A 20,469-nucleotide genomic window follows, 5' to 3' on the forward strand; every position below is an offset into this window, starting at 1 on the left:
TAGCGCTCTCCACATCGGTCGTCGGCCCGCTCGCTCCCTACAGTCGCTCGCGGTCAGTGGCTGGGTGACAGCCTGCCCTCCCCCGAGTCACGGGCTCCTCGCAGTGCTCGGAGCCCGTTCCCGGCCATTGGCATTTGGGCGAAACGTTCCTCCACGGTGGCCACCACTCTCGAGCGTCGATAACGAAGAGGAGAGTTACTCGTTCCGAGCGATCGTCAGATACCCCGTGTGACCCACGGGCGCCGTCGACGGCCTCGAGCCGCGGTCGTCGAACTGCATCTCGCGCTGGATCGTCTCCCGCGTGCGGACGTCCGCGAGGTCGACCTCTCGAGCGGTCTCGACGACCTCGCGGGTCGATTCGATAAAGGGACTGTAGACCGCGACGAAGCCGCCGTCGACCAGCAGGTCGGGCGCGTGAGCCACGACGTCGGCCGCGTCACCCGTATCGAGCGTGAGCACGTCGAACGACGAGGGCTCGAGGTCCTCGACTTCCTCGAGCACGTCACCGGTCCGGACGTCGACGTCGTCCGCGACGCCCCCCAGTTCCATGTTCTCGCGGGCGACATCCGCGAAGTCGGCGTTTCGCTCGTAAGTGACGACCTCCGAGCCCGCCCGTGCCATCGAGGCCGCGAGCACGCCCGTCCCGGTGCCGGCGTCGAGCACGCGATCGCCTCGCGAGATGCCCGTCTCGCCGATCACCAGACCGACGTCGCGGGGAACCATCGGTGCGCCCGTGCGCTCGAAGTGGTGAAACAGGTCCGGGCCGCGAAGCCGCCGAACGTGGAACTCCTCGTCGAGATGCGTCTCGAGCGTCTGGCCGGGTTCGACATCCTCGGGGACCGCGAGCACGCCGAGGTCGGTCCCCATCTCCTCGCCGGGCTGGACGAGAAACTCGCGGTCGCCCCGGACGAGCAGGACGGGGTTGCGGTCGTCGGTCGCGTCGGTTTCGATCACGTCGGCTACTCGAGGTCCTCGACTGCCGCGGCGAGGTCGCCGTCGTTGTCTTCGAGCGCTTTGCGGGCCTCGTCCTCGCTGACGCCGGCGCGGGTCGCGACGAGGTCGACGTCGTCGTCGGGAATCGCCGAATCGCTTCCCGCATCACCGCCGGCGCTGCCGGCTTCGAACTCCTCGGGCGTGCCGATGATCTGGTAGGTTTCCTGTCCGCGGGCGTCCATCTTCGTGACCTCGGCGTCGCTGAAGACGAGGTCGTGGTCGCCCGTACGGATGATGACCTCCTCGGCGTCGATGTCCTCGACGTCGATACCCATCTGTTTCATCATCTGTTCCATCTTACGCGGATCGAGTCCGCCACCGCCTCCTCCGAACATACCCGACACGTCGCCACCCGCGACCTTTTACTTTGTCGTTCCACCGGCGGGGCACGTACTCGAGGGTCGTCCCGACGACGTCGATCCTCTTCGTCGGTGAATCGCCTCGGGGTCAAGCCCCGGGGCAGTCTTCTTGCACTCTGTAAAGTGGAGGACTGTAGCGGATCAGCTATCCGCTGGCGCGCCTTCGCGGACGCTGACTGCCATCCCCGTCTCGAAGTCCGCGATGGCGGCCGCGTCGAGTTCGGCGCGTCCCACAGCAAGTAACTCCCCGTTCTCGTGTTCGACCAGTACCTCATCACCCGGTCGGATCTCAGCGCCCGCCTCGAGGACGAACTTCGCGAAGACGTTCTTTTCGTCGCGGACGAAGGGTTCGCTCTCGTCGTCGACGACGACTCTGTAGGCTGGCGACTCGAGTGCTGTAGCGAGACGGCGACCGCCTTCGAGTCCGAGCGTGAACCGGCCGTCGATGCCGAACGAGGCGACGCGGCCGGCATCGGCGTGAATCTGCTGTGGTCGGCCTGAAGAGGTTCGCTTGAGACGCAGCGAGTCTGCAGGCGGGAACAGTGCCTCGCCCGCACCAGCACCGAACTGGTAGTCGGCGATCGTCCGTAACGTCGGCAGTCCCGCGTTCCCGTCGGCTGGTTCTCTCATCGGCCGGAGTTGGGGCTGGGCGTCGAAAACCCTTCGGCATAGGATCGCTCCTGTGGCGTGTCTCTCGATGGCACGGTGGGCGTACAACCAAGACGGTTATATAGATCGGCTCGGTACTCGATAGTGAATGAATCTCGCGCAAGTCGCGCTCGGCACGGGGTTACTCGGCGTGAGTACCCTAGCGTTCGTCGGGCCGACGATGCTCGAGTCCTACGTTCTCTATACCTTGATCGGTCTCGGCCTCGTCGTCGGGACGGTTGCGTTGCTCGCCTGTCGGGCACGGGAGACCCTGACAGTAGACCCGCAGTGAATGGGTGGACTTTCACCTCGCTACCGCTGTAACGGTGGCGTCGCTCTCGGACGAACTGTCGGAACGATATCCCAGTGAACGGCTTTGGATTGCAAGTGGGTCGGCACCGACTGATACGGTTTGCTGTCAGTCAGTTCCGGCGCGACCACAGGGGGCTCGCGGTTGCGCCGGTCTATCGGTACAGCGTTCCGTATGGCAGGAAACCGTATTAGAGAAGGAACGTCTCGTGTCGTTCGCCCAGATCGAGAAACGCGTCCGCCTCGCCGACCAGTTCTTCGGCAGTCGAAGATTCAAACGCCATCACCTCGACGCGGACGCCCTCGTGGCGCAAGTGCGAGCAGAGCCGGGAGAAGTCGCCGTCACCCGTACAGAGAACGATCGTGTCGACGTGGTTCGCGAGCGTGACGGCATCTAAACTCATGCCCACGTCCCAGTCTGCTTTCTTCGTCCCGTCCGAAAACGTCTTGATGTCTTTGATTTTCGTCTCGAAGCCGATGTCGACCAGCGCGTCGAAGAAACTCTCCTCTTCGGGTGCGTCCGCACGGATGACGTAAGCGATCGCGCGAGTGAGCTGTCGATCCTGGACTGCCTTCTCGAGGAGCGCGGAGTAGTCGATATTGCGGCTATGGAGACTCTGTGCAGTGTGATAGAGGTTCTGCGCGTCGACGAGAACGGCGACGCGCTGACCGGCATGTATTTCCGTCACGGGTTAGGTTGTGACGGCGTACGGTAAAAATCGCGTCGATTGTGCGAATTTTTTCGCCCCGGTGACGGGTTCAGCGTCGCAGTTTCTCGATGCGCTTTTCCGTGGGCGGATGAGACGCAAACAGCGACTCGAACAGGCCGCGCTCGGAGTTGAAGATACAGAGTGCGGCCTGGCTGTCGTCGATTGTCGACTCGCGGTTCTCGGCGCCCTTCGAGATCTTTTCGAGTGCTCGAGCGAGCGGGTCGCCGCTGCCGATGTACTGACGGGCGTCGTCGTCGGCGACGTACTCGCGGTAGCGCGAGATCGCCATCACCAGCACCGTGACGAGCATCTGGGCGAACATCGAGAGGATCCAGCCGGCGATGAAGCCACCGGGGTTGTCCTCGCCCGCGAACACGTAGACGAAGTAGACGGCGTAGCCGACCATCATCCCGATGGAGCTCCCGACCGTCATCATCAACACGTCGCGGTTCTTGATGTGGGCGAGTTCATGGGCGACGACGCCCTCGAGTTCGTCACGGTCGAGCAGGCGAATGAGTTCCTCGCTGACGACGACGACGCCGTTGCCCTTCCGGCCGGTGGCAAAGGCGTTGGGGACGCCCATCTCCTGGACCATCAGTTTGGGCTTATCGATGCCCATATCGCGACTCAACGACTCCGTCATCCGGTGGATGTCGGCGTATTTACCGCTTTCGGGCATCTCTTCGGCTTTCCTGGTTGCCATCCAGGTACCGAACTTGTACTGGGCGAACGGGAACGATACCAGCAGCAACAGGACCAGTGGCCAGCCCTGCGTCCCGAGAAACGCCAGTCCAACAGCCCCGACAAACAGGTACAGCGCCGCCAGCATCGAGCCGACGACGAACATTCGTAGTTTTAATCCGAAGTCTGTCATAGGCGTCCGTAAGCAGTCAGGATGTATAAATTTCGTGGGATCGGCTAGCCCGGACCGGCAAGCGACTCGGCGTGATCGTCTCCAGAAGCAGTTTTCGGTTCCGCTGTGAACAGTCTTCAGACGAGTCAGGTCGAACGAGCGAGCGGTCTCGAGCACCGAGACGATCCGACCGATCGCGGCCAAATACGCGGTGAGCGTAATTGATAAGATCGGTGCGCTCGCGGTGTAGTGTATGCTTCGCGTCGCTCGCCGCTCGGTTCGTCCCGCGGGGAGTGAGGCGTGTGCCGTTTCTTTTGCGAAACCGGTCGGTAAAAAACGCGCCTGAACAGTGCTCGAGGCGAGCGTAGCGACCTCGTTTCGGGTGCGATTTCGGCGACGGCGCTCGGCCAGTTCGACTGACCAACCGACCGGTGAACGAAACACATGACACACGACATCGACCTTTCGGGCGTCTTCCCAGCAATGTGTACGCCCTTCGACGAAGCGGAACGCATCGACTTCGAAACGCTCCAGGAAGAGACACGGCGACTCGAGGCCGCCGGCGTCGACGGACTCGTTCCCGTCGGCTCCACGGGTGAGTCAGCGACGCTGTCCCACGACGAACACATCCAGGTCGTCGAGGCGGTCATCGACGCCGTCGACGACGTGCCCGTCGTCGCGGGCGCTGGTTCGAACAACACTCGCGAGGCACTCGAGTTGTCCGAACGCGCCGCCGACGCTGGTGCCGACGCACTGCTTCTCATCTCGCCGTACTACAACAAGCCCGAACAGCAGGGGCTGATCGACCACTACGAGACGATCGCGGATGCCGTCGACCTGCCACAGATCGTCTACAACGTCCCCTCGCGGACGGGACGCTCGATCGACGCCGACACCGCCGTTTCCCTCGCCAGCCACGAAAATATCGCGGGCTACAAGGCCGCGAGCGGCGACCTCGGGTTGATCGGGGAGATCGCCGAACGCACCCGCGACGAAGAGTTCGCCGTCCTCTCGGGCGACGACGCACTCACGCTGCCGGCCATCTCCGTCGGCGGCACCGGCGCGATCAGCGTCGCGGCGAACGTCGAGCCCAAACGGACCTGTGCGATGGTCGGCGCGGCACTCGAGGGTGACTACGCCCGCGCCCAGGAACTCCACCATGAACTCGGTCCGCTGTTCCGGGAACTGTTCGTCGAGACCAACCCGATCCCGGCCAAGGAGGCCATGGAGATTCGTGGCTACGGCCCCGCCCGCCTGCGCTCGCCGCTCACCCGGCTCTCGGAGGAACACCGCGACCACCTCGAGGCGGTTCTCGCCGACCTCGAGACGGAGTCGCCCGCGCTCGCGGACGGCGGTCCGGAGGGTAATCGATGACCGTCAGGATCGCCGTCACCGGTGCGACCGGCCGGATGGGACGCGAGGTCGCCGCCGCCGTCGAGGATCACGAGGACGCCGAGGTCGCGTTCGCGGTCACCCGTGATCCGGACGGCGAGCGCATCAAGGGCGTTCCCCTCGAGCCGGCAGCAGAGTTCGACGCCCTGCTCGCCGCAGACGACCCCGACGCCGTCGTCGATTTCACGGGTCCCGAATCCGCGCTCGAGTACGCTCGCGCCTGCGTCGAGGCCGACGCGGACGTCGCCTTCGTGACGGGGACGACCGGGTTCAACGACGAGGAGTTCGACCGACTCGAGGAGACCGGCGAGTCGATCCCGCTCTTGCACGCGCCGAACTTCGCACGCGGCGTCCAGGCGCTGGTCAACGTCGTCGGGCAGGCGGTCCGGAACCTGCCGGGATACGATGTCGAACTGGTCGAGACCCACCACAACGGCAAGCGCGACGCTCCCAGCGGAACCGCCAACCGACTGCTCTCCGAGATCGAGGACAACGGCGAGTTCGCCGGCCGAAATCACGGCCGCGAGGGAGAAAAACCCCGCGAGGAAGGCGAGATCGGTGTCCACGCCCTGCGGGCCGGAAACGTCACCGGCGAACACGAGGTCGTCCTCGCGGGCAACGACGAGGAACTCCGGCTGACCCACCGCGCCGAGGATCGCGGCGTGTTCGCGGCTGGCGCGGTCGATGCGGCAGTCTGGATCGCTGGACAGAAGGCAGGCCGATACGAGTTTGCGGACGTGATCGACGAATGAGTACACTCGAGTCCGACATCGAACAACTGTGGAGGCGATACGACACTGGCGAGGTAACCGCCGAGACCGCCGGACAGGACGAGTACGCGACCCTGGAAGCGTTCCTCGAGGCCCTCGAGGCCGGCGAGATCCGCGCCGCCGAGAAGCGCAACAGCGCCGAGCAGCGCTCGGCTGGCTCCCGGACATCGTCCGGGAACGGCGAGTGGGAGGCAAACGAGTGGGTCAAACAGGGTATTCTGCTGAACTTCGGGCTGCGGGAGAGCCAGGCCTACGAGTACGGCGACGTCGACCACTACGACGTGCTCCCCCTTCGCGAGACCGCCGATCTCGGCGCTCGCGGCACCCGGAACACCCCCGACGGGACGACGATCCGACGCGGTGCCTACCTCGGCTCGGACTGCATCATGATGAGCCCGAGTTTCGTCAACGTCGGGGCCTACGTGGGCGACGGCACGCTCGTCGACTCCTGTGACACGGTCGGCTCCTGTGCCCAGATCGGCGAGAACGTCAAACTCGGTGCGAACACACTCATTGGGGGCGTACTGGAACCCGTCGAGGACGCGCCCGTCGTCGTCGAAGACAACGTTTCACTCGGCGCGGGCTGTCGAGTTACCTCTGGTTTCGTCGTCGGCGAGAACAGCGTCGTCGGCGAGAACACGTTGCTGACGCCGCGCATCCCCGTCTACGACCTCGTCGAAGAGGAGATTCTCTACGGCGAACTACCCGCCAACCGCCGCGCATTCACCCGGTTCGTCGACTCCTCGGTCAGCGACCACGACCTCTTCGAAGGCGGTGCGTACAAACCCGCCGTCGTCGCAACCGACCTCGAGACGGAGACGCTCGAGGCGACCGAACGCGAGGACGCGTTGCGCGAGTAGTCGCCTACCTGCCGTCTCGTCGTTCGGACTCGGCTCCCCGACCGTCGTCTTCGCTTCTCGAGAGTGGGCGTTCGGGGATCACAATCCGACGCCCGTCGTGGCTGGTAACTGTGGCGTCGACCCCGTAGACGTCTCGGATCGTCTCCGGCGTCAGGATCTCTGGGCCGCCGGCTGCGACGATTCGATCGTCGTGTAACATCGCCAGTCGATCGCAGTAGCGGGTCGCCAGGTTCAGGTCGTGTATCGCCACGACTGCAGCCATGCCGTCGTCGATCTCCTCTCGGACGACGTCGAGGACCTCGAGTTGGTGTCTGACGTCTAAGTTGCTCGTCGGTTCGTCGAGCAACAGCACCGTCGCCTCCTGGACGAGCGCCCGACCGATCAACACCTTCTGTTGCTGGCCACCGCTTAGCTCGTCGAGGGATCGCAACGCGAACGGCTCGAGGTCGAGTCGCTCGATCACGTCCGTGACGGTCGCTCGATCGTCGTCGGTCGGCCGCCACTGGACGTGGGGTTTGCGTCCCATCAGGATCGTATCGAACACCGTCGACGGGAACGTGGCGTCTTCCTGCTGGGGAACGTATCCCATCCGGCGGGCGATTCCCTCACGGCTCAGTTCGTCGACGTTCTCTCCGTCGACGAGCACCGCTCCACTGTCGGGTTCGATGATCCGATTGAGACAGCGCAACAGGGTGCTCTTCCCGGACCCGTTCGGGCCGACGATCCCGAGTAACTGACCCCGCTCGAGTTCGAGGTCGACGCCGTCGAGCACTGGATCGCTGTCGTAAGCGAACTCGACGTCACACACGTCGAGTCTCACCAGTAATCCCTCCGTGCGATGACGAGGTAGAGAAACAGCGGTGCACCCAGAAACGACGTCAGGATACCGACTGGCAATACGACGGGGGCGATGATAGTTCGGGCGACGGTATCGGACGCGAGCAACAACACGCCCCCGGCCAGAACGGACGCGGGTAGCAAGAATCGTTCGTCGCCGCCGATCACCTTTCGGACGATGTGGGGGACGACCAGTCCGACGAAGCCGATGATGCCGACGAACGAGATGACGAACGCGGTTACCAGTGACGCGACGATCATGCCCCGAATCCGGAGTTGTTCGACGTTCACGCCGAGACTCGTCGCGGTTTCGTCGCCGGCGTTCAACGCCGTGTAGCTCCAGCCGTTGTACACGAAGTACGCGGTGCCGGCAGCCGTCGCGAGAACCATCACCGCCAGATCACTCCAGGTCGCCCGGCCGACGTCACCGAACGTCCAGTAGACGATCGCGGCCACCTCTACGTCTTGAGCGAAGTACTGAACGAGCGACAGCGACGCGGTAAACATGGAACCGAGGGCGACGCCCGAAAGGATCAGCGTCTCCGGTGACGCTCGGGCGTACTTGACGAGTGCCAGGATGACGCCGGTCGAAACGAGCGACCAGACGAACGCCGAGAACGTCACCAGGTACGGATTGTCGACGACGATCGACGCGTCGCTCCCGCCTGTCGTTCCGCCGACCCCGAGAAAGACGATGGCGAATGCAGCACCAAACGCTGCAGCCTGAGAGATGCCAAGGGTAAACGGTGAGCCGAGTGGGTTCCGCAGTACGTTTTGCATCGCGGTTCCCGCGACCGCCAGTCCGCCACCGGCGACGATCGCCGCGAGTGCCTGTGGCAGTCGGACGTTCCACACGATCGTCTGCGTCGTCGCGTCTGCGTTACCCAGCAGTCCCGCGAGAACGTCTGTGAGCGGAAGTCGAACCGGTCCAATGGCGAGCGACGCGAGGAACGTAACCACCAGCAAGACGCCACAGACGACTGTAAACAGTAGCTTTCGCCCGACGAACTGCTCGTACGTCGAGCGAACGGTACCAGTAACCGCATCGTCTCGTCGACCGGAACTGTCTCGTTCCATGCTCGGTCACGCGTTCGATGTGAGGCCCATCCGACCGACATCGCCGTAGGTCGACGTGAGGTCGTCGTACATGGGTTCGCCGAGCATCGTGTCGTAAATCTCGTCGGCTCGCTGGTCGATCTCGACATCGTCGAACGCTTCGGGGTACAGCACCGACCCAACGACGTAGGCGTTGGCGACGATAGTGGAGTGGTTCAACCCGTAGTGAGCGTTCGGAAGCATGCCATAGAGCTCCCCGCTCTCGACGGCAGTCAGCTCCTGGTAAGCTGTCTCCGTGAGGTCGGCTTCGATCAGGTCCGCGTTTCCACGATCGACGAAGATGACATCCGGGTCCCACGCGAGGAGTTGTTCCGGACTGATCGTGACGTGAGGGTAGCCGTCGAACCCGACGTCACTGGCGACGTTTTTCACGTCACCAAGGAAGTCGAACGGGGCAAACAACGGTCGCGTTGCCTCGAGTCCGTGTCCACCCTGGAAACTGACTCCCGTGACGTAGGCGCTCGGTGCGTCGTCGGTATCGGCCGTCGCAGTTCTGTCCCGGAGATCCGCGACTGTGTCTTCGACGAACGTACTCAGTTCGTTCGCCCGCTCTTCTTTGCCGAGGACGTCGCCGGCAGCTTCCCAGATCTCCTCGAGCGTCGGTTCGCCCAGGTCGAGAAACTGCCCGGTCGTGAGTCCGAAGACGGGAAGTCCGGTCCGTCGCTCGAGCGTCTCGAGTTCCTCGGCGCTTCCGGTCGAGAGAACGAGGTCGGGTGCTGCGTCGATGATTCCTTCTGGGTCGCCACCTCTCCCGCCGATTACCGGTTTGGTCGCCAGTTCGGGATTGGCGGCGTTGTACGGGACTTCCTGTAACCACCCCGTTTCGTCGTCTTCGACGCCGACGATCAGGTCTGTCGCGTCCAACTGGGCGACCAGTCGAAGACACCCTGCCTCGAGTGCGACGAGCCGATCGACGTCGGTTGGCACCGTCACCGTTCGACCGACAAGATCCGTCACGTCTCTCCCGTCGTCGATCGTGGCGGAGCCAAGACAGCCGGTGATCCCGACGACAGCTCCCGTTCCCAGCGCTCCCAGTACGTCTCGGCGGTCCATGTAGGGTGCACTCCGCCATCTTCAGTAATACTTTTCGACGATTCAGTAATACTGGGAGTTGGCACGAAACTGAAGACTGATGTGGACTTCGCACGAACTGACTGTATGAGCGACGAACTGGACCGGATCAGCCTCACGCTGCCGCCAGCGATGGTCGCCCGTCTCGACGAAATCGTCGAGGAGTGGGAGTACGATAGCCGATCCGGTGCGGTCAGGGACGGACTGCGCGAATTCTTTGCAGCCTGTGAGTGGGAGGCAGATCCCGAAGGTCGTTACCACGGGACGATCGTCGTCGTCCACGAACACGACCACGACAGCGACGTAGCCGGTGAGTTACAGACTGTCCAACACGAGCAGGCAGACATCATCCTCTCGTTGCAACACATTCATCTCAGCCACGACCGGTGTATGGAGACGATCGCAGTCGACGGGCCAGGCGACGCGATCCGCGAACTCGCGAACCGTTTGCGATCGGTCCCTGGCGTCCAGCGCGTTACCTTCGTCATCGGCGACTCGGCCACTGACTGAGACGGTTTGCTGTCAATCAGTTGTGGCGGGCCCGCGAGCCCGCCTGCAGTCGCGCCGGGACAGCGAAACAGCAGTCCGGATGAGACGGTTGTGGTCACCACCTCGACGAGTCCACGGAGGCTCGCGGTCGTGCCGACTCCGATAGATGGGGTGGCGGACGAACCCGGACACCAAACGCACCGACTGGAACCGATGCCCGACGCCGAAAACTGCTGGAGACCCGATACAGGAGTTCACTACGGGAATCCAAACCCTTGACTTCTCGCGGTTACTTACAGCGTGTAATGACCGACGTCACGGCATCGCCACCCGTTCGCCGACTCACCGACTGGGACCTCCCTCGACTCGAGTCGCTCGCTGCCGAGTACGAGACGCCGCTGTACGTGATGGACCGCGATCGCGTGAAGGAGAACTACGTGCGCTTCTCGTCGGCGTTTCCCGACGCGGACGTCATGTACGCAGCCAAAGCCCACACGGGCACGGCCGTCCTCGAGGCCGTTCTCGAGGTTGACGGCACGATCGAGTGTGCAGCCTGGGGCGAACTGCAACGGTCGATCGACGCGGGTGCGGACCCCAACGAGCTGCAGTACACCGCGGTGAACCCGCCGGATCGGGACCTCGACTACGCCGCCGAGCTCGGGGCCGAGAATCCAGGCCTGACGATCACGATCGGCGCGGTCGACACCCTCGAGCGCCTCGCCGACCGGGGCTACGACGGCCGGATCGCCATCCGCATCAACCCCGGCATCGGGACCGGCCACCACGAGAAGGTCGCGACCGGCGCGGACGCGAAGTTCGGGATTCCCTACGAGCGCGTCCCCGAGGTCGCCGACCGCGTCCGCGAGGAGTTCGACCTGGTCGGCATTCACGCCCACGCCGGCAGCGGCGTCCTGACCGACGACCTCGAGGACCACTGCGAGGCGATCGAACGCGTCGGCGAGATGGCCCGCCGAGTCGGCGACGACGACCTCGAGTTCGTCGACGTCGGCGGCGGCTACGGCGTTCCCTACCGCGAGGACGAACCGCCGCTGGACCTCGAGAAGACCTCGGACATGGTCCGCGACGCGGTGGGCGAGCTCGAGGCACAGCTCAAACTCGAGCCCGGCCGCTATATCGTCGCCGACGCGGGGCTGATCCTGACGGAGGTCAACACGATCAAGGAAGCCCCCGACACCACCGTCGTCGGCGTCGACGCCAGCCTCTCGACGCTGATCCGGCCTGCGATGTTCGGCTCCTACCACCCGATGCTGAACGTCTCCGCGCCCGACCGCGAGCCGATCGAGGCGACCGTCGGCGGCCCCGTCTGTACCAGTGCGGACGTCTTCGCTCACGACCGGCCGATCGCCGAACTCGAACGCGGCGACGTGCTCGCCATCGGGAATGCAGGGTCGTACGGCTACGAACTGGCCAACCAGTTCCACTCCCAGCCCCGTCCCGCCGAAATCGCACTCGAGGACGGCGAGGCCCGCGTCGTGCGACGGCGCGAGACGCTCGAGGACGTGACGCGACTCGAGAAGTAATCAGTACTCCGTCCACCGTTCGAGAACGTCGCCAACGTATCCCGGTTCGCTGTAGGAGGGCCGAAACCGGAACCGATCACCGATACGGAGGGTGTCGACGGTATCCCGGCTCAATCTGTAGCCCGTCTCCGTTCCTTCGTTTACCGAGTCGGCGTCGTCGCGCTCGGCGACCGTTATCCGACCGTCGAAGATGAACTCGTCGAACGACTCCCGCAGTCGATCGGTCACGAGTGATTCGACGGGGAGCGGTGGCTCGGGAATCGAATACGCGGCCTCGTCCTCGAGCGTATCCTCGTACGCAGGATAGACGACGACTTCGTCGGGGACCATCGGTGCGACGTGTGCTCCGTCAGGAATTCCCGGATACGTTTCGGGTTCGATACGCTGCGGGAAGACTGCCGGCGCGTCGTTCTCCTCGAGCGGACGGTCCTCGTCCGCGAACGGGTGTGCGTTGAACAGTTCATGACATCCTCCCCGTCGTTCACGAGCGTGGTCGTTCCGGACGCCGAACACCCGTTTGGTATTCAGCGACGCCTCGATCGGGTCGTGTGGAGAGACGACGTCTCTAGTCGACGCACGAGCGTCGGCACACCCAGCGAGCGCCGTTGCTGCGCCCGTCCCGCAGATTGCGAGAACCGTTCGTCTGTCGGAGGGCATGACACACGATTGAAAGCACAACAGGAAATAACGTTCGTTCGACAGATACCGGACCGGACAGGAAGACGGCAGAGCCGCACTATCGAACGAAAGGCTGTGCTTATCACCCGCCAATGGGAACGACGGGTAGCCACGATTCGTCGACGAGATCGACGAAAACCCACAATGAGCTTCGATATTGCTGCTTTCCACGCCGATGCCGTATCGACCCCCTCCCACGAGGATGTCGGCGAGATGCGCGAACTGCTGGTTGGGACGCTCGAGGGTGCCGGCCTCGAGCCCGAGGTCGACGACCTGGGGAACGTTCTCGCGAGCAAGGGAAGCGGCGAACCCCACCTCGTCTTGAACACCCACATCGACACCGTTGCGCCGCACGTCACCTACGAGCGCGACGGCAACATCGTTCGCGGACGCGGCGCCTGCGACGCGAAGGGGCCGCTCGCCGCGTTGCTCGCGGCGTTTCTTCGGGTCGATCCCACGGCCGGAACACTGACGCTTGCGATCACGCCCGACGAGGGGACGCTGATGACCGGCGCGGCAGGACTGCAGGACAAGCTCTCCGCGGACGGCTATATCGTCGGCGAGCCCACCGACCTCGACGTCTGTATCGCCGCTCGAGGCCAGTGCGAGGGAACGATCACCATCGAGGGCGAGAGCGGCCACGCCGCGAGCGTTCCCGCCGAACGAAACCCCGTCTTCGGTCTCGAGCGCGTCCTCGAGTCGCTCCGTAGCTACGACGACGAGGCAGGACCCGGCGAGGACGACGTGCTCGGCGAGCCGAAACTGACGCCGACCGTCCTCGAGGGCGGCGAGGCTCCGAACCGCATTCCCGAATCGTGCCAGGTCACGTTCGATCGCCGAAGCGTCCCGCCGGAGACGGCCGACTCGTTCCGTGCGGACCTCGAGGCGTACCTCGAGAAGCGGGTTTCCGACGGCTCGCACCTCGAGGTGTCAGTCGACCTCATTCGCCCCGACACGCCGTTCCCGAAGGCGTTCGTGACCGACGAGGACGCCGAACTCGTACAGACGCTCGAGGAGGCAAGCGGCGGCGACGTCCGTCCATTCGGCGCGGCGACCGAGGCTGGTTTCTTCGCCGACGACGCGCCGACGGTGGTCTTCGGGCCCGGCGTGTTGGCCGACGACGAGGGGGGCGTCGCACACGCCCAACGGGAGTACGTACGACTCTCCGAGGTGGAGGAAGCGGCGAACGTACTCGAGGCGACGCTGCTCGAGTTGGTTGTGTAGAAACGATTATTGCGTTGTGAGCGGATGCTGGAACCGTGGCCGAAATCGACGACGAAGTCCGCCGACTGTACGAGTGGTTCCAGTCGGCCGAAACCGACGAGGAACGTCACGAAATAGCCCTCAAGATGGGAAAACTCGACGGTCGTCGTCACTCCGAGATATACGCAGCACTCGAGGACGAGTGAGTTCGACGCCGCTCGAGCGGGCGACGATCGACACCGTCGGTGACTGCTGTCCGACACCTATGATATAGTGATTTGCGTAGATATTTTCCTGCGTGCCGGAACACAGACACGTTGAACTCGACGTGCAATACTCAGAGCATTAGTGTAGCATGACGGGTTCGGTTGTTTCAAGCCAAAACCTTTGATCGTTCTACTCAACTGTTCAGTATATTGATTATGAGAGTACAATGAAGGAGATGGCGATCAAGACAGCCGTTATGCGAGTGCCACCTGCCAAGCGTCGTTGATCCCTGGGGAGTAACTCTGCAACCCCAAAAATGCCAAATGAAATTCCAAGTATGAGTGGTGGAGTAATTCCATATCCGTACCGGGTTTGCTGATATAATTCGACCGATAACAGAACAAGCGAAAACGCGAGCAAAAACGCGCCACTGTACCGGCCTTCTGGTTGTCGAAATACAACGGTCTTTACCTTCTCGATCATCTTATTGTACAATACACAGTAGAGTCACTTATACACTATCTGTTGAAGGCTATGGTGTCGAATCTCTTCTTCACCCAGTGCCACATTCGCGCCTTATATTCAGCAAATCTCACCTCTCAACCACTCGAGGGAAGCAAAGCAAAACTATGTATTGTATTGCTAACCACTATTATTCGACTCATCGAGTTCCCTCGAGTCAACGTTTTCACTCCGTGTAAACCGACACAACCGCTTACCGAACGGTCGGTGTAGCCCGCCCCGATGTATCCCTGGGGCCATCTCGCCGTCGCCTATCTGCTGTACTCGCTGTACGCTCGAGGCCGCTTCCGCCGACCGCCGCGACCGGCACCCGTCCTCGCCGTCGTCGCCGGCTCGCAACTCGCCGACCTGATCGACAAACCGCTCTGGCTCCTCGGAGTCTTCCCGACCGGCCGCGATCTGGGGCACTCGCTTTTGTTCGCCGTCGGCGTGATCGTGGTCGTCTACGCCGTCGCCGTCCTCCTCGAGCGCGTCGAGACGGCGACCGCGTTCGTCGTCGCTCACCTGTCGCACCTGCTTGCCGATATCCCGCCGCGGTTCTTGCTGGGGTATCCGTTCGGGACCGAGTTCCTGCTGTGGCCGATCGTGTCTCACGGGACCTTCGGCTACAGCGAACGTATGTTCGAACCGCCGGAACTCGTCGAAACCGTCGTCACGCCGTTTACTGATCCGACGACGTTTCTCGCCCTCGAGTTCGTCCTGTTCGGACTCGCCCTCGCGCTGTGGTACGCCGACGGTCGCCCCGGACTCGAGTACGTTCGGCGCGACGGACGAGGGAACAGCCAGGGTTCTCGTGCGTGATTTGTCCGCCCCATCGAGGTCGGCGGCGATTTCCGGAGAGATGCCAGAACAGTAATCGAGTTCGGTCTCTCGAACTGTAATGTGAGGGTGAGCGAATTTGTAGCACGACGGTCCACGTCGTGTATGGCTTCGATTCCCGACGACTTCCAGGACCTGTTCGAGAAGAAGACGTTCGCGCACGTCTCCACCCTGCTGCCCGACGGCTCGCCTCACGTCACGCCGGTGTGGGTCGACTACGACGCCGACGCGGACCGCATTCTCGTCAACACCGAACGCGACCGGCGCAAGGAGAAAAACGTCCGGAACGACCCGCGGGTTGGGGTGAGTATGACAGATCCCGACGACCCCTACCGACTGCTCTCGGTAACGGGAGAAGTCGACGAGATCACGACGGAAAACGCACGCGAGCACATCGACGAACTGACCCAGCGGTACATGGGTGAAGAGGAGTATCCGAGCCCGATCGAGACCGAACGAGTCATCATTTCGATCGAACCCGATCAGGTACGAGCAATGGGAGGGTAGTCGGGCGCGTTCGACAAGAGAGTCTACTCGAGGTCGTCGACCAGGTCGTCGGCGACGCCGGTGTAGCCGGCCGGCGTTAGCTCTCGTAGCTCCTCGCGGACCGATTCGTCGACGTCGAGGTCGTCGAACAGCTCGCGGAAGTCCTCGAGGGTGACGTCTTTGCCGCGGGTGAGGTCCTTGACCTGCTCGTAGGCGTCTTCCTGGCCCTCGCGCCGGAGGATCGTCTGAACGGCTTCGCCGACGATCTCGGGGGTCGACTCGAGGTCCTCGCGCATGACCGTCTCGTTGGGGACGACTTTCTCGAGGCCCGCAGCGGTCTTCGTGTAGCCGATCAGACAGTGGGCGAAGGCAGCACCGACGTTGCGCTTGACCGTCGAGTCCGAGAGGTCTCGCTGGAGTCGGGAACTGGTGATGTAGTCGGCGAGGAACGTGAGGTCCGAATTGGCCTTCGAGAGGTTGCCTTCGCTGTTCTCGAAGTCGATCGGATTGACCTTGTGAGGCATCGTCGACGAGCCAGTCTCGCCCTCGACGGCCTGCTGTCCGAGGTAGCGATCGGAGACGTACAGCCACATGTCCAGATCCAGGTCCAGCAGGGCGTCGTTGGCACCCCGAATCGCGTCGAATAGCGCCGCGAGGTCGTCACACGGGTTGACCTGCGTGGTGAGCGGTTCGAACTCGAGGCCCAGTCCCGTGACGAACTCCTCGGCGAAGACCTGCCAGTCGACGTCGGGGTAGGCCGCCTCGTGAGCGGCGTAGGTGCCAGACGCACCGCCGAGTTTGCCACGGAGGTTGTCGACGGCGGCGTGGATTCGGCCAGTCGAACGGGCGAGCCGCGAGGCGTAGACGGCCATCTCCTTGCCGAAGGTGGTCGGCGTCGCGGGCTGGCCGTGGGTGCGGGCGAGCATCGGGAGGTCGCGGTGTTCGCGTGCCATCTCCGCCAGCGCGTTTCGAAGCTCGTACAGTTCGGGGAGCAAGACTTCGGAGACGGCATCCTGGACCAGCAGCCGGTGGGCGAGATTGTTGACATCCTCGCTGGTTAACCCGAAGTGAATCCACGCCGAGGCGTCGCTGTCATCTGGAAGTCGGTGACGGACGAAATACTCCACGGCCTTCACGTCGTGGTTCGTCGCCTCGAAACCGGCGTGGCCTTCGGTCTCGAGTTTCTTGATCAGGCGTGCGTCCTCCTCGGCGAAGTGTCGGTAGAGCCCTCGCAACTGGTCGCGTTCGTTCGAACCGATCTCGAGTGGCGTCGCCTTGCAGTCGGCAAGTGCGAGCAGGTACTCGACTTCGACGCGAACGCGAGCACGCATGAGCGCGGCCTCGCTGGCGTACGGTGACAGCGGTGCAGTTCGGCTGCCATATCGGCCGTCGAGCGGCGAGACGGCGTACAGGGCGTCGGTGTCGGTCATCGTGCGAGTCTTTCCAGCACGGTGCAAAAGGATATCGAAACGACGCTGGGGCGAACACACGACTATGTATATCCGCTGGGAAGGAACCCGAAATTACGAGATAATTATGCACAGATTTGCTTATCTGGCTGCTCGAGACCGCAACGGCTATGCCTATCGCGGCTGGGCATACGCCCATGACGCGAATCGCCGGGATGGCCGGCAACCGAGGGCGTAACCTGTTGAACATCGCCGACAGACGACCTGGTGGGGCCGAGGTCGCCGTCGTCCTGACGACCGACGAAGACGCGCCGGTACTCGAAGCCGCCGCCGAGCGAGACATTCCGACCGAAGTCGTCCCGCTCGCCGAGGAGTTGAGCCGACAAGAACACGAGACAGCTGTCAACGACGCACTCGCCGACTACGAGTACGATCTGGTCTGTCTCGACGGCTACATGCAAATTCTCTCGGACACATTCCTCGAGGCCCAGCCGACGACGCTGAACGTCCACCCGTCGCTGTTGCCCGCGTTCCCCGGCACGGACGCCTGGGGCGACGCACTCGAGGCAGACGTCTCCGTGACCGGCTGTACCGTCCACATCGTGACAGACGCGACCGACGAGGACGGTGGCGTGATCGAGAGCGAAATCGACGCGGGTCCGGTCGTCACCCAGGAGCCGATTCCGGTCTACGAGGGCGACGACGCGGCGTCGCTGAAAGAACGCGTGCTCTACGAGGGGGAGTTCCGCGCGTACCCGCGAGCCGTGAAGTGGTTCGCCGAGGACGCAGTCGAGGTGGATCTCGAGGCAGGCGAGGTCGACCTGCCCGTCGACCGAACCGACGAAGACGGCCTTCCCGCCCGGCGCGTCGTCTCGAGCGATCGCGTCGATACCCTTCGCTACGGCGAGAACCCACACCAGGACGCCGCGGTATACGCCGACTACACCTGCGACGAGGCAAGTGTCGTCCACGCCGACCAGTTGAACGAGGGCGCGAAGGACCTCTCGTACAACAACTACAACGATGCCGACGGCGCACTCAACCTGATCACGGAGTTCGACGACCCCGCCGCGGCGGTCATCAAGCACACGAATCCGGCGGGCTGTGCCACGGCCGATTCGCTCGCCGAGGCCTACGAGAAGGCTCTCTCGACGGACCCACAGAGCGCCTTCGGCGGCATCGTCGCGCTAAACCGTGAGTGCGATGCCGAGACAGCCGAACAGATCATCGACTCGTTCAAAGAGATCGTCGTCGCCCCCAGCTACACCGACGACGCCCTCGAAGTGCTCTGCGAGAAGGACAACCTGCGTGTACTCGACGTGGGGGAACTGGACGGCGAGCCGGCCGATCGATTCACCGAGAAACCGCTCGTCGGCGGCCGCCTCGTCCAGGAACGGGACCTGCAGTCGATCTCGGTCGACGACCTCGAGGTCGTCACCGAACGCGAGCCGACCGAGGAGGAACTCGAGTCGATGGTCTTCGCCTGGCAGACACTGAAACACGTCAAGTCGAACGGCATTCTCTTCGCCGACGGTACGGAGACGGTCGGCATCGGGATGGGACAGGTCTCCCGCGTCGACGCAGTCCGACTGGCGGCGATGAAAGCCGACGAACACGCCGAAGAGAAAGATGCCGAGGGTGCGGTCATGGCCTCGGACGCCTTCTTCCCGTTCCCGGACGGTATCGAGGAAGCCGCGGCGGCCGGCATCGAAGCCGTAATACAGCCCGGCGGTTCGGTCAACGACGACGACGTGATCGAGGCTGCAGACGAACACGGGATGGCGATGGCGTTTACGGGACAGCGGAGTTTCCGGCACGACTAGTACCGTCCCAACCGTCGACTGACGGGTCGAATCGAGCGACACCGCCAGATTCGACCCATCAGTTCAGGCTTGGCCCGCCACTAGTAGCGTCCCAACTCTACTCTGACTAGTGCACTCCACTTCTGATCGAGAATCGTGATCGGTTTGGGCCAACTCGTAACTAGTCGGTCCACACTTGGGACAGTACTAGTACTCCGCCAAGCGTCGACTGCTGAGTGAACCCAGACGACCGCATTCGGTTTCACATCCGTTCAGGCTTGCCAAAGCATTCGTACCGTCCCAACCGTCGACTGGCGGGTCGAATCGAGCCACACCGCCAGATTCGATCCCGCAGTGCAGGCTTGGCCCGCCACTATAGCTGCAGACGGGCTCTCACGGCCTACTCGAGGTCGAAGAGATCCGTCGAGAGGTATCGCTCGCCGGTGTCGGGGAGGACGACGACGGTCGTCTCCTCGGGATGCTCGTTCGCGTAGTCGGCGGCTGCCGCGAGCGCGGCACCGGACGAGATGCCGACGAGCACCCCTTCGGTCCGCCCCAGTTTCCGGCTCGCTTCCTTGGCACTCGAGGCCTCGACCGCGCGGACCTCGTCGATCAGGTCGGTCCGGAGCACGTCGGGGACGAACCCGGGACCGATCCCCTGGATGTCGTGACCGTCGGAACACTGCTCGGAGAGCGTCGGCGATTCGGCGGGTTCGACGGCGACTGCGGTGAACGACTCCTTGCCCTGCCGCTCTTTCACGTACTCGCTGACGCCGGTGATCGTCCCGCCGGTGCCGACGCCAGCGACGAGCGCGTCGACGCCCCCGTCGGTCGCACGCCAGATCTCCGGTCCGGTAGTCTTGCGGTGGGCAGTGGGGTTTGCCTCGTTCTCGAACTGTCTCGCGAGCACTGCGTTCTCGCGTTCGGCTGCGATCTCTTCGGCGCGCTGGTTCGCGCCCGACATGCCGTCCTCGGCCGGTGTGAGTTCGAGTTCCGCGCCGAGTGCACGCAGCAGGCTTCGACGTTCCTCGGACATCGACTCCGGCATCGTCAACACACAGTCGTAGCCACGCGCTGCACTGACCGCTGCCAGCCCGATTCCCGTGTTGCCACTCGTCGACTCGACGACGAGACCACCCGGCTCTAGGTCACCGCTTCGCTCGGCGGCGTCGATCATCTCGCGTGCGATGCGATCTTTGATGGAGTAGGGATTCGCCGCTTCGACCTTGCCGTACAGGTTGTCGGCGAACGCGTCCAGGCGCAACAACGGCGTCTCGCCGATCAGTTCGTCGACGGCTTCTACGACGGTCGACGACGGCTCGCTCTCGTCGGTGTTCGTCATCGGCGACAGTTCGTGCGATAATAATAAATCGACTTCCATAGAGAATACAGGTC

22 protein-coding genes are annotated in these 20,469 nt (G+C 63.5%); 11 read left to right on the forward strand and 11 right to left on the reverse strand.

Features of this window, described 5'->3' with window-relative positions:
• Positions 1–195: 195 nt before the first annotated feature.
• From NATGR_RS04710 to NATGR_RS04720, 3 genes are all read right to left on the reverse strand, one after another.
• Positions 196–954 carry a methyltransferase domain-containing protein gene (locus tag NATGR_RS04710; protein WP_005581720.1) on the reverse strand — a complete coding sequence of 253 codons (759 nt, stop codon included), beginning with the start codon at positions 952–954 and terminating at the stop codon, positions 196–198.
• Between the two features lie 5 nt (positions 955–959).
• Positions 960–1,328 (reverse strand): nascent polypeptide-associated complex protein, encoded by a 369-nt coding sequence (locus NATGR_RS04715; RefSeq protein WP_015233337.1) that lies wholly within the window; start codon positions 1,326–1,328, stop codon positions 960–962.
• 165 nt (positions 1,329–1,493) lie between these two features.
• Positions 1,494–1,982 carry a PUA domain-containing protein gene (locus NATGR_RS04720; RefSeq protein ID WP_005581716.1) on the reverse strand — a complete coding sequence of 163 codons (489 nt, stop codon included), beginning with the start codon at positions 1,980–1,982 and terminating at the stop codon, positions 1,494–1,496.
• A 127-nt stretch (positions 1,983–2,109) separates the two neighbouring features.
• Between NATGR_RS04720 and NATGR_RS04725 the strand changes: the two genes are divergently transcribed.
• A complete protein-coding gene (locus NATGR_RS04725) occupies positions 2,110–2,292 on the forward strand; it encodes a hypothetical protein (protein ID WP_005581715.1) in 183 nt (60 codons plus the stop codon).
• Between the two features lie 208 nt (positions 2,293–2,500).
• On the opposite strand, the gene NATGR_RS04730 is transcribed toward NATGR_RS04725, so the two are convergent.
• Together NATGR_RS04730 and NATGR_RS04735 are read right to left on the reverse strand one after the other, a co-directional pair.
• Complete coding sequence (locus NATGR_RS04730) at positions 2,501–2,998, reverse strand: LabA-like NYN domain-containing protein (RefSeq protein ID WP_005581713.1); 498 nt, start codon at positions 2,996–2,998, stop codon at positions 2,501–2,503.
• Between the two features lie 70 nt (positions 2,999–3,068).
• The gene (locus NATGR_RS04735) at positions 3,069–3,893 is read right to left on the reverse strand and encodes a M48 family metallopeptidase (protein ID WP_015233338.1); all 825 of its coding nucleotides are present in this window, start codon (positions 3,891–3,893) and stop codon (positions 3,069–3,071) included.
• Positions 3,894–4,316: 423 nt separating this feature from the next.
• Here NATGR_RS04735 and dapA point away from each other — a divergent pair, with 423 nt between their 5' ends.
• Genes dapA through NATGR_RS04750 form a run of 3 tightly spaced genes read left to right on the forward strand, consistent with a single transcriptional unit; the run spans position 4,317 to position 6,894 of the window.
• On the forward strand, positions 4,317–5,246 hold the full coding sequence (dapA, locus tag NATGR_RS04740; protein ID WP_005581711.1) for a 4-hydroxy-tetrahydrodipicolinate synthase: 930 nt from the start codon (positions 4,317–4,319) through the stop codon (positions 5,244–5,246).
• Positions 5,243–6,016, forward strand: a complete 774-nt coding sequence (dapB, locus tag NATGR_RS04745) for a 4-hydroxy-tetrahydrodipicolinate reductase (protein ID WP_005581710.1) — start codon at positions 5,243–5,245, stop codon at positions 6,014–6,016. Before dapA ends, dapB begins: the two co-directional genes overlap by 4 nt.
• Complete coding sequence (locus tag NATGR_RS04750; protein WP_005581709.1) at positions 6,013–6,894, forward strand: 2,3,4,5-tetrahydropyridine-2,6-dicarboxylate N-succinyltransferase; 882 nt, start codon at positions 6,013–6,015, stop codon at positions 6,892–6,894. The genes dapB and NATGR_RS04750 overlap by 4 nt, the downstream gene beginning before the upstream one ends.
• Before the next feature lie 4 nt (positions 6,895–6,898).
• On the opposite strand, the gene NATGR_RS04755 is transcribed toward NATGR_RS04750, so the two are convergent.
• The 3 genes from NATGR_RS04755 to NATGR_RS04765 are packed head-to-tail and all read right to left on the reverse strand — an operon-like array spanning position 6,899 to position 9,900.
• Entirely contained in the window at positions 6,899–7,714 is an 816-nt protein-coding gene (locus tag NATGR_RS04755; RefSeq protein ID WP_005581708.1) for an ABC transporter ATP-binding protein, read from the reverse strand.
• A complete protein-coding gene (locus tag NATGR_RS04760; RefSeq protein ID WP_005581707.1) occupies positions 7,711–8,808 on the reverse strand; it encodes a FecCD family ABC transporter permease in 1,098 nt (365 codons plus the stop codon). The genes NATGR_RS04755 and NATGR_RS04760 overlap by 4 nt, the downstream gene beginning before the upstream one ends.
• A 6-nt stretch (positions 8,809–8,814) precedes the next feature.
• Complete coding sequence (locus NATGR_RS04765; RefSeq protein WP_005581705.1) at positions 8,815–9,900, reverse strand: ABC transporter substrate-binding protein; 1,086 nt, start codon at positions 9,898–9,900, stop codon at positions 8,815–8,817.
• A gap of 105 nt (positions 9,901–10,005) precedes the next feature.
• Here NATGR_RS04765 and NATGR_RS04770 point away from each other — a divergent pair, with 105 nt between their 5' ends.
• Positions 10,006–10,428: a CopG family ribbon-helix-helix protein gene (locus NATGR_RS04770; RefSeq protein ID WP_015233339.1), complete on the forward strand. Its 423-nt coding sequence runs from the start codon at positions 10,006–10,008 to the stop codon at positions 10,426–10,428.
• Positions 10,429–10,712: 284 nt separating this feature from the next.
• A complete protein-coding gene (gene lysA / locus NATGR_RS04775; RefSeq protein WP_005581700.1) occupies positions 10,713–11,948 on the forward strand; it encodes a diaminopimelate decarboxylase in 1,236 nt (411 codons plus the stop codon).
• On the opposite strand, the gene NATGR_RS04780 is transcribed toward lysA, so the two are convergent.
• A complete protein-coding gene (locus tag NATGR_RS04780; RefSeq protein ID WP_005581698.1) occupies positions 11,949–12,605 on the reverse strand; it encodes a hypothetical protein in 657 nt (218 codons plus the stop codon).
• 165 nt (positions 12,606–12,770) lie between these two features.
• Between NATGR_RS04780 and NATGR_RS04785 the strand changes: the two genes are divergently transcribed.
• The 4 genes from NATGR_RS04785 (at position 12,771) to NATGR_RS04795 (ending at position 15,884) form a co-directional block, all read left to right on the forward strand.
• Entirely contained in the window at positions 12,771–13,850 is a 1,080-nt protein-coding gene (locus NATGR_RS04785) for a M20 family metallopeptidase (RefSeq protein ID WP_005581696.1), read from the forward strand.
• Positions 13,851–13,885: 35 nt separating this feature from the next.
• Complete coding sequence (locus tag NATGR_RS19845) at positions 13,886–14,035, forward strand: hypothetical protein (protein ID WP_005581695.1); 150 nt, start codon at positions 13,886–13,888, stop codon at positions 14,033–14,035.
• Positions 14,036–14,780: 745 nt separating this feature from the next.
• Positions 14,781–15,359: a metal-dependent hydrolase gene (locus NATGR_RS04790; RefSeq protein WP_005581693.1), complete on the forward strand. Its 579-nt coding sequence runs from the start codon at positions 14,781–14,783 to the stop codon at positions 15,357–15,359.
• 123 nt (positions 15,360–15,482) lie between these two features.
• Positions 15,483–15,884: a PPOX class F420-dependent oxidoreductase gene (locus tag NATGR_RS04795; RefSeq protein ID WP_005581691.1), complete on the forward strand. Its 402-nt coding sequence runs from the start codon at positions 15,483–15,485 to the stop codon at positions 15,882–15,884.
• Between the two features lie 23 nt (positions 15,885–15,907).
• Here the strand turns inward: NATGR_RS04795 and purB are convergent, their stop codons facing one another.
• Complete coding sequence (gene purB / locus NATGR_RS04800) at positions 15,908–17,293, reverse strand: adenylosuccinate lyase (protein ID WP_005581690.1); 1,386 nt, start codon at positions 17,291–17,293, stop codon at positions 15,908–15,910.
• A gap of 176 nt (positions 17,294–17,469) precedes the next feature.
• Here purB and purH point away from each other — a divergent pair, with 176 nt between their 5' ends.
• Positions 17,470–19,095, forward strand: coding sequence for a bifunctional phosphoribosylaminoimidazolecarboxamide formyltransferase/IMP cyclohydrolase (purH, locus tag NATGR_RS04805; protein WP_005581689.1), 1,626 nt, complete (start codon positions 17,470–17,472; stop codon positions 19,093–19,095).
• 379 nt (positions 19,096–19,474) lie between these two features.
• On the opposite strand, the gene cysK is transcribed toward purH, so the two are convergent.
• Positions 19,475–20,416 carry a cysteine synthase A gene (gene cysK / locus NATGR_RS04810; protein WP_005581688.1) on the reverse strand — a complete coding sequence of 314 codons (942 nt, stop codon included), beginning with the start codon at positions 20,414–20,416 and terminating at the stop codon, positions 19,475–19,477.
• Positions 20,417–20,469 lie beyond the last annotated feature (53 nt).

This window comes from Natronobacterium gregoryi SP2 (assembly GCF_000230715.2).
Classification (GTDB): Archaea; Halobacteriota; Halobacteria; order Halobacteriales; family Natrialbaceae; genus Natronobacterium; species Natronobacterium gregoryi.